The 15,371-nt window shown below is 33.8% G+C and carries 12 protein-coding genes, 1 tRNA gene and 2 pseudogenes; 5 read left to right on the forward strand and 10 right to left on the reverse strand.

The genetic code is table 11. The features are described 5' to 3' along the window. The coding region (locus BLV64_RS01105; RefSeq protein WP_092131300.1) for an FG-GAP repeat domain-containing protein at nucleotides 1–1,559 on the reverse strand (1,559 nt) is incomplete at its 3' end. A gap of 256 nt (nucleotides 1,560–1,815) precedes the next feature. Further along, on the reverse strand, nucleotides 1,816–2,394 hold the full coding sequence (locus BLV64_RS01110; protein ID WP_092131302.1) for a hypothetical protein: 579 nt from the start codon (nucleotides 2,392–2,394) through the stop codon (nucleotides 1,816–1,818). Between the two features lie 216 nt (nucleotides 2,395–2,610). Here BLV64_RS01110 and BLV64_RS14905 point away from each other — a divergent pair. Next, nucleotides 2,611–2,827 (forward strand): annotated as a pseudogene (locus tag BLV64_RS14905) (IS1182 family transposase); the annotation flags it as partial. A gap of 174 nt (nucleotides 2,828–3,001) precedes the next feature. Here the strand turns inward: BLV64_RS14905 and BLV64_RS01120 are convergent. After that, nucleotides 3,002–3,559 (reverse strand): hypothetical protein, encoded by a 558-nt coding sequence (locus BLV64_RS01120; RefSeq protein ID WP_143034113.1) that lies wholly within the window; start codon nucleotides 3,557–3,559, stop codon nucleotides 3,002–3,004. A 77-nt stretch (nucleotides 3,560–3,636) separates the two neighbouring features. Then, nucleotides 3,637–5,685, reverse strand: a complete 2,049-nt coding sequence (gene tssD, locus BLV64_RS01125) for a type VI secretion system tube protein TssD (protein WP_092131308.1) — start codon at nucleotides 5,683–5,685, stop codon at nucleotides 3,637–3,639. Nucleotides 5,686–5,954: 269 nt separating this feature from the next. Here tssD and BLV64_RS01130 point away from each other — a divergent pair. Continuing rightward, nucleotides 5,955–7,532 (forward strand): annotated as a pseudogene (locus BLV64_RS01130) (IS1182 family transposase). A 92-nt stretch (nucleotides 7,533–7,624) separates the two neighbouring features. On the opposite strand, the gene BLV64_RS01135 reads toward BLV64_RS01130, so the two are convergent. Continuing rightward, nucleotides 7,625–8,323: an MBL fold metallo-hydrolase gene (locus tag BLV64_RS01135; protein WP_092131311.1), complete on the reverse strand. Its 699-nt coding sequence runs from the start codon at nucleotides 8,321–8,323 to the stop codon at nucleotides 7,625–7,627. Nucleotides 8,324–8,550: 227 nt separating this feature from the next. On the opposite strand from BLV64_RS01135, the gene BLV64_RS01140 reads away from it, so the two are divergent. After that, entirely contained in the window at nucleotides 8,551–9,543 is a 993-nt protein-coding gene (locus BLV64_RS01140; protein ID WP_092131313.1) for an IS110 family RNA-guided transposase, read from the forward strand. Between the two features lie 479 nt (nucleotides 9,544–10,022). On the opposite strand, the gene BLV64_RS01145 is transcribed toward BLV64_RS01140, so the two are convergent. Then, nucleotides 10,023–10,096: transfer RNA gene (locus BLV64_RS01145), tRNA-Arg, on the reverse strand. Between the two features lie 94 nt (nucleotides 10,097–10,190). Next, nucleotides 10,191–10,343: an SsrA-binding protein gene (locus tag BLV64_RS01150; RefSeq protein WP_092131315.1), complete on the reverse strand. Its 153-nt coding sequence runs from the start codon at nucleotides 10,341–10,343 to the stop codon at nucleotides 10,191–10,193. Nucleotides 10,344–10,925: 582 nt separating this feature from the next. Here BLV64_RS01150 and BLV64_RS01155 point away from each other — a divergent pair. Both BLV64_RS01155 and BLV64_RS01160 read left to right on the forward strand, forming a co-directional pair. Beyond that, complete coding sequence (locus tag BLV64_RS01155) at nucleotides 10,926–12,917, forward strand: endonuclease (protein WP_317042094.1); 1,992 nt, start codon at nucleotides 10,926–10,928, stop codon at nucleotides 12,915–12,917. Nucleotides 12,918–13,079: 162 nt separating this feature from the next. Continuing rightward, nucleotides 13,080–13,532, forward strand: coding sequence for a Na(+)-translocating NADH-quinone reductase subunit F (locus tag BLV64_RS01160; RefSeq protein WP_092131319.1), 453 nt, complete (start codon nucleotides 13,080–13,082; stop codon nucleotides 13,530–13,532). Here the strand turns inward: BLV64_RS01160 and BLV64_RS01165 are convergent. The 3 genes from BLV64_RS01165 to prmA form a co-directional block, all read right to left on the reverse strand. Beyond that, nucleotides 13,529–14,026, reverse strand: a complete 498-nt coding sequence (locus BLV64_RS01165) for a peptide-methionine (S)-S-oxide reductase (protein ID WP_092131321.1) — start codon at nucleotides 14,024–14,026, stop codon at nucleotides 13,529–13,531. The genes BLV64_RS01160 and BLV64_RS01165 overlap by 4 nt on opposite strands. Before the next feature lie 110 nt (nucleotides 14,027–14,136). Continuing rightward, complete coding sequence (locus BLV64_RS01170) at nucleotides 14,137–14,412, reverse strand: ATP-dependent Clp protease adaptor ClpS (protein WP_092131323.1); 276 nt, start codon at nucleotides 14,410–14,412, stop codon at nucleotides 14,137–14,139. Between the two features lie 23 nt (nucleotides 14,413–14,435). Continuing rightward, a complete protein-coding gene (gene prmA, locus BLV64_RS01175; RefSeq protein ID WP_092131325.1) occupies nucleotides 14,436–15,272 on the reverse strand; it encodes a 50S ribosomal protein L11 methyltransferase in 837 nt (278 codons plus the stop codon). Nucleotides 15,273–15,371: the final 99 nt, after the last annotated feature.

Below are 15,371 nucleotides of genomic sequence, written 5' to 3' on the forward strand. Positions count from 1 at the left end.
CCAACAATGAAATGCCCATTTCCGCCATCAACATTTGCGCTATTAAGTGTTCCATTAAAAGAAGACACCCCTTGTGAAAACTTATAATCTTTACCCCCTCTATATACATAAGCCTTACCGTTTTTGGAAACCGTAACGAGATCAGCTCTACCATCACCATTTACATCAGAAATACCTACAATAAAATGCCCATTTCCACCACCAACATTTGCGCTATTAAGTGTTCCATTGAAAGATGCAGTAGCATTGGAAAATTTCCCATTAGCATCCCCTTTCCATACATAAGCATTACCATTACTATGTACGCTAATTAAATCTGCTTTCTTATCACCATTTACATCGGAAACACCAACAATAAAATGCCCATTACCTTTATCTACATTTGCACTGTTTAAAGTTCCTTTGAATGAGCTCACAGCGTTGCCAAACCTCTCTTTAACCTCATATTTAAATTCAGCATAAACAATATGCTGATACCCCGACTCAACAGTCTTATAAAGACAATTACCATCATTAAAGTAGTTGCAACTTCCCATTTCTTCATGACCTAAATTTAGCCAATGTTGTTTATACCAGTCCAAAACTGTGTTTTTTTCTTTCCATGCAAATGCTCTAATACTTTTATGTATTTTATCACTTACTACATCTCCAGAATGAACTATATACACAAGAAGATTATCTCTGCTCGCTTGAGGAAAAGTAATATCCATATCTACCTTCCAACAATATTTACTATTATCATGTGGGTTAATAAGCTTATCATTTTTACTATGTATTGGTAAGTATTTTTCTATTGATGTTTTACGAAGTGAAACGTTAGCGTTTGAATTTGCTAATACAGGATTTGTCGCTACTGGATCGTATCCTTGTACAATTAAAGGTATTTTAGAATATGAAGAGTCTCTTCTTAAACGACTACCAAGACGAAATACAAGTGCACCACCTCTACTTTGACCTGCTAAGATAATAGTCTCTACGTTTGAAGGATTAAATTTTGATGTTAAGAAATTAAAAAAAGCATTTTCCCTATATCCTTTTTCATCTTGGTCTCTAAAGTATCCAAAATTTGCGTCAAAAACCAAAACAAATAAAGTTGATTCTTTTGGAAATTTGCCCGAATTAATAAGTTTGGAAGCTAATGATAAATTATTCAAGGTTCTTGTTGCTTGTAAATTTGTAGTTTTTCTAATACCTTCTTTATAATTATTAGGTTGTCCCGTTAAAACATTAGTGTAACCATTACCGTAATTACCTGTGCTTAAACCTTCACTTCCAAATGGACTATCACTCTGTTGTCCTGCTGCTATAAATACAACTTTTTTAACTTTATCTTTTGCTGGTTCACTTACAATGGCCAAATAAGTATCTTGTCTACCCGTTAAGCTAACTCCTGCATCTCTCCAATAAAGTAAATCAGGATGGCTTTTTCCAACTGCATTAGTAACCGTCATAAGATTAACTTCAATGTCTTGCGCAAATGAATGGTGATTAAAAAACATAAAACATAAGGTAATGATTGAGAGTAGTTTTTTAATTTTAGAAGTATTTTGGTATTTCATAATTGTTAATTACAGATTATTTTATATTTAAAACAAAGTTGTTATTCCTGTTTTTCAAATATACTTCCTAGATGAGTAATTAAATAGTGTTATTTGATTTTCGGTAGAGTTCATTCGATTATCGGTTTGCCTCAATGAATAGCGTGCTTGTGTATGAGGATTCTCTAAAGGATAATCAGACGCTAGCAAAAGAGCAAGGACTCTTGATTAAGCACTAAACTAAGCATTATTTTCATAAGGTGTTACAACACGTACTTTATTCAATTGTCAGTTTTTTAACTAAAAGCAAAGAGTATGCTTTATCAAAATCAGAAGCAACAGTATTCCAATCAGATTTTAGTATTTTTGGTCTCTTTATGAAGTTTAAAAATTGTCTTCCTTTATGAAAAGTTTCTACCTCTAAATCAGTTAACTTTTTCAAATTAGATATCTCATTAATTACATTTTCTAAAGTTACCCTATGTTTTGTCAATCTTTTATTATTTAGATGCATCCGCAAGGATAACTCAAATAGTGCAGCCTTTTCGAAATAATCATTTGATAAATCAGAATCGACTATGTCCCCAAATTTCAAACAACATTTTCTATAAAAATCTTTTAATGATTCCCCAGATTTCAATAGTCCAACATAATCAATATCGGTTTCTTTGATATCTGTTTCTTTATCAATAACACCGTTGTTATATACAACGATAAAGTCAATGTGCTTTCCGATTGATTTGATAAAATCATAGTAATGACCATGTCTAATAGCGGCAAATTCAGATTTGAATTCGGAAATGTCAAGTTCATTTTTCAAAACTTTATACATATATCCAACTACAACTTGTATCATTAATTTCTGTATTTCGTAAATGGTAGGTAAGGTGTTTGTGTATGATTTCGTTGCGTGTTTAAGCACTAAATTTAGCAAATAAATCACACATAGAAAGTGGAGTACACCCAAAAGGCTAGAACTAGCAATTAATTTTACACGGTGCGCCTGTTGCACAAGTTAAGAAAAAAGTAGTAATGCAATTGCTTAAAAAAGGAACGTTTCTTATCTTTATGTATGCAGGGAAAAAAGACATATCAAGAGAAGCTATTCAATCAATTTAGACTTAGCGAACGTGTGCCAGAAGACAATGTCTACCGGCGGATTCATACAGCTATAGATCTTAATTTTCTTTATAAAACCACTCAAAAGTTCTATGGATCAAGCGGACAAAAAAGCATCGATCACATTGTGTTTTTTTAAACTTTGTTTAGTGGGGTATTTAGAAAATTTATAAAGCTATTAAGTCGCTTTTAGGACCTTCTAAGTCACCTAAAATTTTAAGTGTATAAAAATAAAAACCGTCTCTAAAGACGGTTTTTTATCACAGTTGAACTATTTATTATTGGTTTGTGCAACGGTTACCGGTGTTCTAAACCGTTTTGCTTTTTTGTGATTTTATAATTTATTAATTAGCATCAAGGGCTATTTCTTTCTCTTTAAGTAAAAGGCCTGTTTTGCCATCAAGTGTTATGCTTAAATATTGTTTTTTTTTATAATTGTAATAGGTAATTAACCAAACCTTTTTGTCATTTTCTTCATTTTTATAAATCTCGGTTTTTATGCCTCCTTGTTTTGGGTATCCTTTGTCTAGCTTAATATCATTTTTATAGCAATATTCTAATATGTCTTTCCAACCAAAATTATACCCTTCGTCGGTATTTATTTCTTTAATAAGTTTACCTTCTTTATTAAATTCGTACCAAATACCGTATTCTGAACCATTGTTAAAGGATATTCCTTTAATTTCAATATTTCCATTTCTAAAATAGTTTTTTGTTGAATTAAAGTAATTATTGTCTGCGTAAACTGCTTTACTATATCCTTTTGAGTAGTCAATATATATATATAATTCTTCATTTTTATATTTATGAAGTTTTCCATTTATTTTTTCTTCATTATAACTCTTTATATCAAATGTTTCAAATTCTTTTGTGATTTTTGGTATAATTATTTCTTGTTCCATTTTCGCTTTCTTTTGCGCTTTACAGCTATTAAAATTAAGTAGTATAATTGTTATGTAAACTAAATATTTCATAATTATTATGTTATAGATTTGTTAGCTGTTATCCATTGCCAATAGTATAAACTACAGCGGTTGTTGTTATTCGGGTCGCTTGTTATATTATGTGAATAATCTAATAAGTTATCCGTTTTTTTAGCTATATAAGTAAATTCAGCATCAGTTGTCGATTCACTATTGGTAAACGTATGTGGTAAACTAAAGGAATGTAAAAACTCGTGGGCAGCTGTTTGGTGGTTTGCAGATTTAAAAACTACTACATAATCTGCTTTTTTTGCAGAATAACCACTTAAATTACCTGAAGGATGATAGCCATTTTCTGCAAAATAAAAGGCTTTAAAATAGGTTAAATACTTTGTATCTAATTTAGATTTTAAATAATCTGTTAATGTTTGGATTGGTATTGCAGGTTTTTCCGCCATTGCTGGTGTTGTAGAAGTAGCAGCAACTGCTGGTTTTTTAGGAACTAAAACACTTTTTGTTAAAATTTTACCATTTTTAACAAACCTTGAAAAATCTGGGTCAAGAGTTAAATCTATGTCTATAATTTTTGAGTCTGGATGTAACTCTATATAGGCTTGGTTAAGGTATTTATTAATTCTAGCTTTCTCTTTAGAAGCATCACTTTTTTTAGGTTTTGAAGTTTTAGAGAGTTTTGTTGTTAGTTGCACAAATACTACCTTTTTCTGTTTGTGGTTGGTAGCAGCATTTGCCCACACGTTTAGTTTACCAGCTAATATGCCTTTGGTTTGTTTTTCTTTATAGGCCTTTATTACAATTTCTTCGTCTTCAGTAAACTCTTTATCGCATTTTATTGAAACAATATCACTTAATTTTTTAGTGCCTTTTTTGTTTTTAATCTCAATTTTATTTGGTGTAAAAGTAAAATTTTCGGTGTCCTCAAATTTTAAAAAATCTGCTTTCTCTGTAACGTCTATATGTATTTTTATTTTGGCTTCTTTTCCTTTTTTTAAACTTAGCCATTCTGTAAAATGTTTGTAGTTTACTTGTTTACCACTCGCTTCTGTTGTTTTTTTCCAAGTAACCTCAAAGGGTCTATATTTTTCTTTTAAGTTTTTTAAAAGTGTAGCATCTTTTTTAAAATGTCCTTTATAATTATTTCCTTTTTTTTCTAATTTTGTAAAGGCACTATCTGTGTATTGTTTACTAACAATGTCTTCAAACTTATTATCCATAAATAAAGAGGTATCGTCTTCTCGAATCCAGTCGAAACCAAATTCTCCTTTCCAACTATCGTTAGGTCTAAAGCTTACCAAAACTTTTGGTGTTGGCACAACTTCTAAAGCTGCACTCTTTTTCTGGTAGCCATTATGGTCTATTTTTGCAATAAGTTTGTCAATATCAGCAGTTTCAAAGTCTTCCCATTGTTCCTTAATTTCTAAAGCGGTTAATTCTATACTTCCGTCATCATTTATAGCTTCTTCAAAAGTCAGTTCTGTTTGTCCGTTTTCAAATTCTGTTCCGTCTTCTTTGATAATTATTATTTTAGCCGAACTGCTTTCTTGATTTTCTATTTGTGCAGTTAATGCTACATTTTCTGTGTATGTTGTTTCTTGTAAAGTCTCTTTGGTTTCGGGATGTATCCAGTTTATATTTGAAATTTTAGGTGATGGTTCTTCTATTACAGTAGCTTTTACTGTTTCTGCATCTGGGTCTGTGATTTTCCAATACTTTACAAACATAGTTTGTCCATTTTGAACCATTGACGCTGACGATAACTCAATATAAGTTGTCATAGGTTGGTTATTGACACCATCAAAATTATCTCGATGCATAATTACATAAACATCTCGAAGTTCTATAATTCTACTTTTTCCTCCTAAAATTGCAGGTTGAATGATTATTTTAAGATATTTAATCATTGTTCCATTTACCATATATTCGAGAAAAGGATCGTTTTTTCGAGTTTCAAAAGCTATATTCCAAAGCCCACCTGTTGGTTTTGCAGAAGGTCTACCAGTAACATTTGTGTTTTGCGAGAAAGCAAGTCTAAATCGTAAGATATTTATGGTAAGATCTTCGTAATGTAATTTTGAAATTATACTCATTTTTCTATTTCTTGTTTCTATTTCTTGTTTCTATTTCGGTTTGTTTAGCCATTTGAGTGAGTCAATTGGTTTAGAACGTTATTGTGTATAGTTAGTTGCGTGGTTAAGCAACTAATTTAGCAAATAAATCACAGATAGAATATTCCGCAGGAATGTTCGTAAGTCGGCAGTGACCAAGCAATTAATTATATACGGTGTGCCTGTTGCATAAGTTAAGAAAAAAGTAGTAATGCAATTGCTTAAAAAACGAACGTTTCTTAGCTTTATGTATGCAGGAAAAAAAGACATATCAAGAGAAGCTATTCAATCAATTTAGACTTAGCGAACGTGTGCCAGAAGACAATTTCTACCGGCGGCTTCATACAGCTATAGATCTTAATTTTCTTTATAAAACCACTCAAAAGTTCTATGGATCAAGCGGACAAAAAAGCATCGATCCCATTGTGTTTTTTAAACTTTGTTTAGTGGGATATTTAGAAAATATAACTAGCCATCGCAAGCTTATTGCACATTGTAGCATGCGTTTGGATATACTGTATTTTTTAGGTTATGATGTAGACGAAGAATTACCCTGGCACTCTACCATTAGCCGTACACGACAATTATTTCCAGAAGACGTCTTTGAATCTGTTTTTATAAAGGTTTTTGAACTATGTGTATCAGCAGGTATGGTCGCTGGACATACCCAAACCATAGACTCAGCCCCTGTAAAGGCTAATGCTTCCATGGACACGTTAGAACTTAAAGTTCCCGAAGAAGATTTAGAACATCACCTGCACCAAATTCGTAACCTTAGCAATCGAGATAAGCACACCCCTTTAAGGCAATCTAAAGAAAACAAAGCAGATAAAAATCAGCAAATTTTAGCTGCATCTAACAAAGAATTACAGACTATAAAAAGCCGTAATACCAAATGGGCAAAAGATCAAGATGCTCGCCCAGGAGCGGGCGCAAAAGGCAGTCGCTACACGAGTAATAAGACCCATTATAGTCCAACCGATCCCGATGCGCATATTAGTGTAAAACCCGGCAAAGCAAGAAAACTTAATTACCTCAGTCAGCTTACTGTAGATACTGCAAACCATGTTATAAGCGATATAAAAGCGTACCATGCAGACGGTAAAGACAGTCAGCACTTACCAGACATTGTTAAGCGTGTAAAACAACGGCTTTGGAAATCACAGCTGGTTTGGGAAAATTGTGTAGCCGACACAGGCTATAGTAGCGGAGAGAATTATGCGTTTCTAGAAGCTATAGGCTTAAAAAGTTTTATCCCTGCTCATGGCACTTATAAAGGTGGTCCAAATGGATTTATTTATGATAAAGACAAGGATCATTACACCTGTCCAGAAGGTAAAACCATACCGTTTAAAAAGGTATTTATAGAAAAAAAGAATAACACCAAAAAGAAGGAATATCGCGGGTCAAAACAGTTGTGTATAGACTGTCCAATTCGTACATCGTGTTTAGGGAAATCAGCCCAAGAAAAGAAATTTACCGTTACCTATTATCGTGAGGAATACCAATGTAATATAGCTCGAGTAAACAGTAATCAAGGGAGCTACTAGAAAGGAAAACGGCAAAGCACCGTAGAACCCGTATTTGGAACCCTGACACAGTTTATGGGTTTAAACAAGGTAAATACTATTGGTATAAAACAGGCCAATAAATGTATGCAACTCTCAGCTATTGCTTACAACCTCAAAAAATATATGAAATTTATTGAAAAACGCACTAAAAGTGGTACAGGAGCACTTGCGCTTTATTTTAGTCTTAAAAACACCTTTTATAAAGCTATTAAGTCGCTTTTAGGACCTTCTAAATCACCTAAAATTTTAAGTGTATAAAAATAAAAACCGTCTCTAAAGACGGTTTTTTATCACAGTTGAACTATTTATTATTGGCTTGTGCAACGGTTACCGGTGTTACCCACAGTATTTTATTCCGTTTGTAGTTCAATCGTAATTTTTTCGCCTTTTTCCACCATTGGTCTAATATTTTCTATCTCGTCGTAATTTTCTTTTGCACTTGGAATTTGAACAGTTGCTAAATGATAAACACCAAACATTTTAGCGTCAATTTTTATATCATTCTCTTTTGCATCTAATAAAACCCAATATGGTACAAAAGCCCAATCAATATTTTTTATTGTTCCGATTGTTTCCGCACTTTCTGTATCGCCTGATAAAAAGATTTTTTTATTGTGCCACGTAATTAAATAAGAATAGTGTTTAGAAGACCATTTATGCTTTGTTTTGAATACTTGAACGCTAAAATTTGGAACTAACTTTTTCAGATTTTCTAATTCTTCAATATTCCACGAACCATATTTTTTTCCACCTTTCTCTTTGATGACTTTTTTGATGTTCTTTTCAGAGTAATGGTCAGAATGTTTGTGAGTAAAAATAAATATTGAATTCTCCCTAATGCTATCTAATTCGGATTCGTCAAATTCCATATAACCGTGTGCTCCAGATTTATATGGAAAATCTGTGTAGATATTAGTTGTTCCATCAGTTAAATATAATCCGCAATTTCCCAAAAATTCAATTTTAATTTCCTTCGATTGTGTAAATCCAAATGTTGCAATTAAGCATAAACTAAAAGTCAAAATTATTTCTCTAAATGTTCTCTTCATATTTCTTGGTTTTATATTGTGGGCAACGTGTTTCTTTAGTTTGTATTAAATATCTTTATATAGAAAAAGAGGATAACTATAACGTGTTTTAGAATTACCGCTCCATGACACGTACGAGTCCTCTCTTTCTATAAAGCTGCAAAGAACCATTTGGAATACCAGGCGTATCATATCCCGATAAAGGAAGTAGTTTTTGCAACATATTTAATAACTCTAAATGTAAAAATATGAAAAATTACAAAGAAGTTGTAGGAATTGATGTATCAAAAAAAACAATAGATGCCTATTGTTATCAAGCCCAGGTACACAAAGAGTTTGTCAACGATATTATTGGTTATAAAGGCCTTATAAAATGGGTTTTAAAGGTTGGTTTAAGTAAGGAGGTTTTTTATTGTTTTGAGAATACAGGTTATTACTCCTTGAAACTGGCTCTTTATTTACATAGTCAAGAGATTGTTTATGTAGAAGAAAGTCCACTAAAAATAAAACGTTCCTCCGGCGTTGTTAAGGAGAAAACAGATCGTATTGATGCTTGCTTAATAGCTCGTTATGCATGGCTTTATAGAGAAGAGTTGGAGCCAAGTACTGTAAAAAGCAACTCGCAACTAGAGTTAGGGAGGCTACTTGCCTTACGAGATCAATTAGTTCGTAATAATACAGGGCTTAAAGGGACTTTAAAAGAGATGAAGGCGTTATTGAGTAGCCCTACAATAGATGTTGGCTGTATAAGCCTAAAACGCAGTATTGATTACTTAACAAAACAAGTGATTAGCATCGAGTCTAGAATTAAAGAAATAGTATCTGAAAATGCGTCTATGAAACAGAACTACGAATTACTTACAAGCGTTAAAGGGATAGGTTTGGTGGTTGCATGTCAGTTGATTTATCATACAGGAAACTTCACAAGATTTGCTAGTTGGCGAACTTTTTCAAGCTACTGCGGAACGGCTCCTTTTGAACATCGTTCGGGTACTAGCATTCACAGAAGGAAACAATGTCATTATTTAGGAGATAGAAAGATGAAGAGCTTGTTGAGTATGGCTAGTGTTTCTGCAATACAATATGACAGCGAGTTACGCTTGTATTACAAGCGAAAGTTGGCCGAAGGAAAAGATAAAATGGTAGCAGTAAACAACGTAAGAAATAAAATAATAGCAAGAGCTTTTGCTGTGGTAAAACGAGGAACACCATATGTAGTTCTTCAACAACATGTAGCATAAATAATTAAACTACATTTTATTAGGATTTGATCTTGGAATACCTTTAGAAATAGTCATAAGGCTATGTCCTTACCGAAATCATCAACCAGACACCTCTTCATTATAGATAACAAACACTATATATATAAACACACAATATAGAAAATACTTTTTCTATATTATTGTAAAAAATCGTAAGTACTAAAAAATATCGTGAGAATTAAAATTACGTGAAGTGATAAAAACCTGATTCCTAACTCTGGTTTTTTCTGCAAATATTCTGCAAACAAAAAAACCAACACTTTACAAAGTGTTGGTTTTAGTAGTGACTTCAAGCGGACGGAGTTCAAACTATTTAAAAACTGCCTTAGAACTAATTTTAGCAATTCAAGAATAGGATTCGCTGCGCGCATCCCTCACAGCTCCGCTGTGAAAATAGAAAAAGGACAAAAAGAATTTTGAGTAAACTCAATTCCTTTTGTCCTTTTTCCAATTATTCGTGACCTCGACAGGATTCAAACCTGTAACCTCTTGAGCCGTAATCAAGTGCGCTATTCAGTTGCGCCACGAGGCCATTTTGAAACAAAATTGCTATAAATAGCTTGTTTCGGGATGCAAATGTATTGCTTTTTTATATAACATTCCAAATAAAAATGAAATTATTTTTATCAATCTAAGGCATTTTTTGTGACGTACACTTTCCATCCAAATATAAGCATCTGAATCTTAGAGGCTTTACTTAAATCTAACCGTTGTTTCGTAAAACTTGGTAAAAGGATTTTATTTAATTTTGCCAATACTTTAAATAGTTTTTTCTTCATAATATGAATTTAACCCCACACTAAAGCGGACTTCATTTAGCATCAAACTTAAAGTTTTAAATGTTCCCTTGCAATAATACACCACTATTTAAACACAAGTATCCCTATGCCATAATATCTTCCGTATTTCTTTCCGCTTTACGCTAAAAGCAATACAATAATATCGATAATCAATACAGCAATAGCAATCATTCTATTTTATTTAAAAAGTTAGCAAACAGTTTGACTATCAATATACGCTTTGAAATAAAAATAGCCCAACAAAAAAGAATAAATATCACAATTGCCCCTCCCTAACCATTTCATTTTTAACGGTTTTGTTTTAATTATAAACTCAATTCCCTCATTTCATTTTTATATTAATAGCGTTATAAGCGTACCTCTCTAAAACAACATATTTTATCACGTATTTCTCAAAATCAAACACAAAGGTCTGTCCGTTATCGTTATAAAACAGCGTCGAATGCTACGAATCATTTTGGTGACGCTATCTTTAAAGACACACAACTGTTAAAGCCTAATGAATTTCATTATTTAAAAGTACCGATTTGAACAAGTTATGTACCTTTGTTAAAAATCTGAATGATGAAAAAAATTACCCTCCTACTACTTTTACTGCTAAGCTCTCAGTTTGCATTATCTCAGCTTGTTATTAACGAGTTAGATTGTGACACTCCAGGAATAGACGACCAAGAGTTTATAGAACTAAAATCTATCAATCCAACAACCCAAGAGATTGTTCCAAACTTCCCTTTAGATGGGTATATTGTCGTTTTGTTTAACGGATCGACTTCTGGAGGAGATTCTAGCTATTTCAGAATTGATTTAAACGGTAGTGTTACCGACGATAACGGTTTACTTTTAATTGGTAGTCAGACAGTATCTCCACTTCCACAACTTATAATTGCGCCTAACGTTATCCAAAATGGTGCCGATGCTATTGCTATTTACCAAGCGCCAATTAGCGATTTTCCCGATGGAACGGTAGCAACCACAACCAATTTAATAGATGCTTTAGTGTATAGCACTAATGATGCCGACGACACCGGACTTATGGCTTTATTAGGCGAAACGGTTCAAATTAGTGAAGGTCCTGGAAACAACACCAACTCTATTCAGCTTAACAACGACGGTACAACCTACACCGTTACCACGCCAACACCAGGAGTTTTAAACGATTTCTCAGGAAACCAACACAACCCTATTACCGCATCTACAGATCAAGAACAGTATACTGAAGGAGATGTTGTTAGTATTGTATTTACTTCTGAAACTCCTGTTGCTAACGATCTTACTTTTAGTTTCTCTTTAGATTATGGTACTTTTGATGCGTCAGATTACACTGGAAATACCACGGTGACCATACCAAGTGGTCAATCGGCGGTAACCACTACAATTTCTATAACAGACGATACTCTAGATGAAGGTGACGAAGAGTTTGTAATATCATTTACAGATTTACAATTACCATTTATTGCAAATAATTATATTTTACGCCGCGTAGTCGATAATGATTATGTTGTCGCTAATTACGGTATACCTACGGCCAATCCGTATCCCAATCCAAACCCAAACCCTTTAGTCGTTCAGAGCACACAACCTGATGGTTACTACGACCCTATCGATGGTTTAGCGGGTAGTAATTTACGCCAGGCTTTACAAGATATTATTGCCGACCCCACTACGGTTCGCGCTCAAACCTATGCTGATGTGATCGACATTTTAAAAGAAGCAGATGTTAATCCTGCAAATAGCAACGAGGTATGGTTGGTATATACCGAGCAAGGTAGAGCGAAACTAGATTACCAATATATGGGTAGCAGCACAGGCAAATGGAATAGAGAACATACCTTTCCACGTTCTTTAGGTGGTTATGGAAGTATTGATTTAGATGAAATATCGGACGGAAAAGACGTGTATTGGACTACTAATGCCGATTCACTTCGTCACGCTAACTCTGATGCCCACGCCTTACGTGCTGCCGATGGCCCAGAAAACAGTAGCCGAGGAAATCAGCACTACGGCCAATATACAGGTCCTTCAGGGAACCTAGGTAGTTTTAAAGGCGATGTTGCGCGAAGTGTATTGTTTTTAGCCGTGCGTTATAACGGACTAGAAGTCGTAAATGGCTATCCGTCTGTTACAGGTCAGATGGGAGATTTAGCAACACTTTTAGACTGGCATAGAAATGATCCACCAGACGATTATGAAATGAATAGAAACAATGTAGTCTACACGTGGCAATTAAATCGTAACCCATTTATTGACCACCCTGATTTGGTAGAATATATTTGGGGAACTCATAGTGGAGAGGTATGGAACGCGCCCTTAAGTACCGATACATTTACTTCTGAAACACTAAGAATGTATCCAAACCCCGCAACCGATAGAATTCATATATCGGGCATTAAAAATAAATATACCCTTACAATTTTTACTGCGGAAGGTCGAAAAATAACTTCAAATACAAGCACCGGTGATGGGTATATAAACCTAAATTTATCTGCCGGCATGTACTTGGTGAAAATTGATACTGAAACGACAACGACAGTCAAAAAACTACTCGTGAATTAATACACGATTAGACCTTATAAACTAAAGCCCAAACTATGACATGGTTTGGGCTTTTTTTATACCGTAAAAAAAGAGTTGATAGATTGAAAATATTTTCATAACTTAATACATACCAATCATTTAGATTACATCTCATGTTTTAAACTAAAAACAAAAGGAGTTATGAAAACATCAAAACGACTCGAACATGCCATAACAAAACTGTATAATGCCTTTCACAATAACCAATTACATCCCGATTGTTGTATACAATGTGCTGTGGGTAATATTTGCGATCATACCGATACATGGAAACTACTCACCATTGGCCACGGATCGCTACAGTTAAGTTATTTAGGCACTTTAAATCAGAATTTTGGGAGAAAAATATTTGGCTATACCCCTCTTGAGCTGTTACAAATTGAAGCGGAATTCTTAAAAGGCTGCGGCTACAGCTTACCCATAACAAAAACCTCAGCGCGACCTAAAAACCCAAAAGATAAAGCGCTACAATTTAATGGCCTATGCCGAGTGGTTGCCTTACTTTGTAAGTTTGACAACGTTCCTAATGTTATGGAAATCTCTAAGTTATTCGAAGTAGAACATAACAGCCCGAAATACCAATTGCAGTTTTAAAAGGTCTGATCGGTTGGTTTCACATACTCAGAAAAACGGCTTAGAAGTAGTTTAAGCTTAGGCGCGATAAACGTTTTGCAAAAAGGCTTATTGGGATTGCTATAATAGTAGTTTTTAAATTGGTCTTCAGAATCTTTAAAGACATCAAAAAACAATATTTTTGTAACTAGAGGTTTGGTAAACTGACGCTGCAAATCTTTTAAAATAATACCAACCTCCTCGTATTGCGTCTTAGAATACACATAGACTGCGGATCGGTATTTACTCCGCATACTATGATTAGAAGTACTTTTATGGGTTAGCAGGTGAATTTCAGTGAGCACTGAAAGCGGAATCTTTTTGGGGTTATAATGTACAATTACCGCTTCAGAAAACCCTGTCTCCTCTCCTAGTGAAGCTATAAACCCTTGTTCTACCTTATCAACACCTTGTAACGATAAAAACACCCCTTCCGTACACCAATGGCAGCCTCCACCAAAACCAATTTTATTCATTAAAAAAAACTATTAACCGATTAAAACACCTACCACTTATAACGAATCAATTATTAAAATGAGTATAAAAAAAAAAGCGACAATCTTAAGATTATCGCTTTTTTAAACTGTTATATAATCTCTGCACTGAGACCTGCTTGTAATAATTTCGAGCACCGTGGTTCTAAATCTTTTAAGTCCCCGGTTTTTACAGTACACTGTCCTTTATAATGCACTAATAAAGAACATTGCTCTGCCTGTTCTGGTGTGTGATCGCAAACATACATAAGGGTGTCTATAACGTAATCAAAAGTATTAACATCGTCGTTATACAAAACAATCTCGTTGTTTGTTTTCTCCTTCTCCTCTACTTTAATTTGCTCTAAAACCTTTTCTTTCGTACTCATAATCAATAATTTGCACTAATATATTAATTTTTAAACTCTAATGCAACCCAATTGTTGCGTTCCAATTTAGCTTCAAAAACTAGGCCATTCTTATTGCATTCTTCTTCAATACTTTCAATGTCACTATCATAAAAGCCACTAAGGTATAATGTGCCATTCTCATTTAAACATTTCGCATATATTTTAATATCATTTAATAGAATATTACGGTTTATATTCGCAATAATCACATCGTAATGCTTCCCTTCTAACAAACTAGCATCACCTTCATAAACCTTTATATGTGGTACGTTATTGCGCTCGATGTTTTCTAAACTATTTATATAACACCAATTATCTATATCGATTGCTTCAATATCCTTAGCCCCTCTTAAAGCTGCCAAAATGGCTAAAACACCTGTACCAGACCCCATATCTAAGACCGTCTTATCTTTAACATCAGCTTTTAAAAGGTGCTGAATCATCATGTGTGTTGTTTCGTGATGTCCAGTTCCAAAACTCATTTTAGGCTCGATAACAATATCGTATTTCGTATCAGGCTTAGGGTGAAAAGGCGCCCGTACCGAACACATATCATCTACTAGAATAGGGTTAAAATTTTTCTCCCACTCTTCATTCCAATTCACTTGTTCTATGTCTTCGTGCGTATAACTAATCTCAAATTCGTCTGACTCTAGCACGTAAATATCTTTTAAAATGTCACTGTGCCACTCGTCTTTTTGAATATAGGCCGTTACTCCGTTTTCGGTTTCCACAAAGCTCTCGAAGCCTGCATAACCCAATTCAGCAATCAATATTTCGACCGCTGGCTCAATAGGTTTTACTGTAAAATAATACCCGATATAAATTGTATTAGACATGTTGTTTTTATTTTTATTATTGCACACCATCCTTAATAACCCATTAAAGATGGCGCATTTATTTTTATTTGTAGACGTCTAGAGTTCGCCGTAATCAGT

This window comes from Bizionia paragorgiae (genome assembly GCF_900107625.1).
GTDB lineage: Bacteria > Bacteroidota > Bacteroidia > Flavobacteriales > Flavobacteriaceae > Bizionia > Bizionia paragorgiae.

What these genes read in the sequence shown, in the direction of transcription:
- BLV64_RS01110 (WP_092131302.1), bottom strand. Translation starts at nt 2,394, where the DNA reads ATGATACAAGTTGTAGTTGGATATATGTATAAAGTTTTGAAAAATGAA.
- BLV64_RS01120 (WP_143034113.1), bottom strand. Translation starts at nt 3,559, where the DNA reads ATGGAACAAGAAATAATTATACCAAAAATCACAAAAGAATTTGAAACA.
- BLV64_RS01155 (WP_317042094.1), top strand. Translation starts at nt 10,926, where the DNA reads ATGATGAAAAAAATTACCCTCCTACTACTTTTACTGCTAAGCTCTCAG.
- BLV64_RS01160 (WP_092131319.1), top strand. Translation starts at nt 13,080, where the DNA reads ATGAAAACATCAAAACGACTCGAACATGCCATAACAAAACTGTATAAT.
- prmA (WP_092131325.1), bottom strand. Translation starts at nt 15,272, where the DNA reads ATGTCTAATACAATTTATATCGGGTATTATTTTACAGTAAAACCTATT.
- BLV64_RS01165 (WP_092131321.1), bottom strand. Translation starts at nt 14,026, where the DNA reads ATGAATAAAATTGGTTTTGGTGGAGGCTGCCATTGGTGTACGGAAGGG.
- tssD (WP_092131308.1), bottom strand. Translation starts at nt 5,685, where the DNA reads ATGAGTATAATTTCAAAATTACATTACGAAGATCTTACCATAAATATC.
- BLV64_RS01135 (WP_092131311.1), bottom strand. Translation starts at nt 8,323, where the DNA reads ATGAAGAGAACATTTAGAGAAATAATTTTGACTTTTAGTTTATGCTTA.
- BLV64_RS01170 (WP_092131323.1), bottom strand. Translation starts at nt 14,412, where the DNA reads ATGAGTACGAAAGAAAAGGTTTTAGAGCAAATTAAAGTAGAGGAGAAG.
- BLV64_RS01140 (WP_092131313.1), top strand. Translation starts at nt 8,551, where the DNA reads ATGAAAAATTACAAAGAAGTTGTAGGAATTGATGTATCAAAAAAAACA.
- BLV64_RS01150 (WP_092131315.1), bottom strand. Translation starts at nt 10,343, where the DNA reads ATGAAGAAAAAACTATTTAAAGTATTGGCAAAATTAAATAAAATCCTT.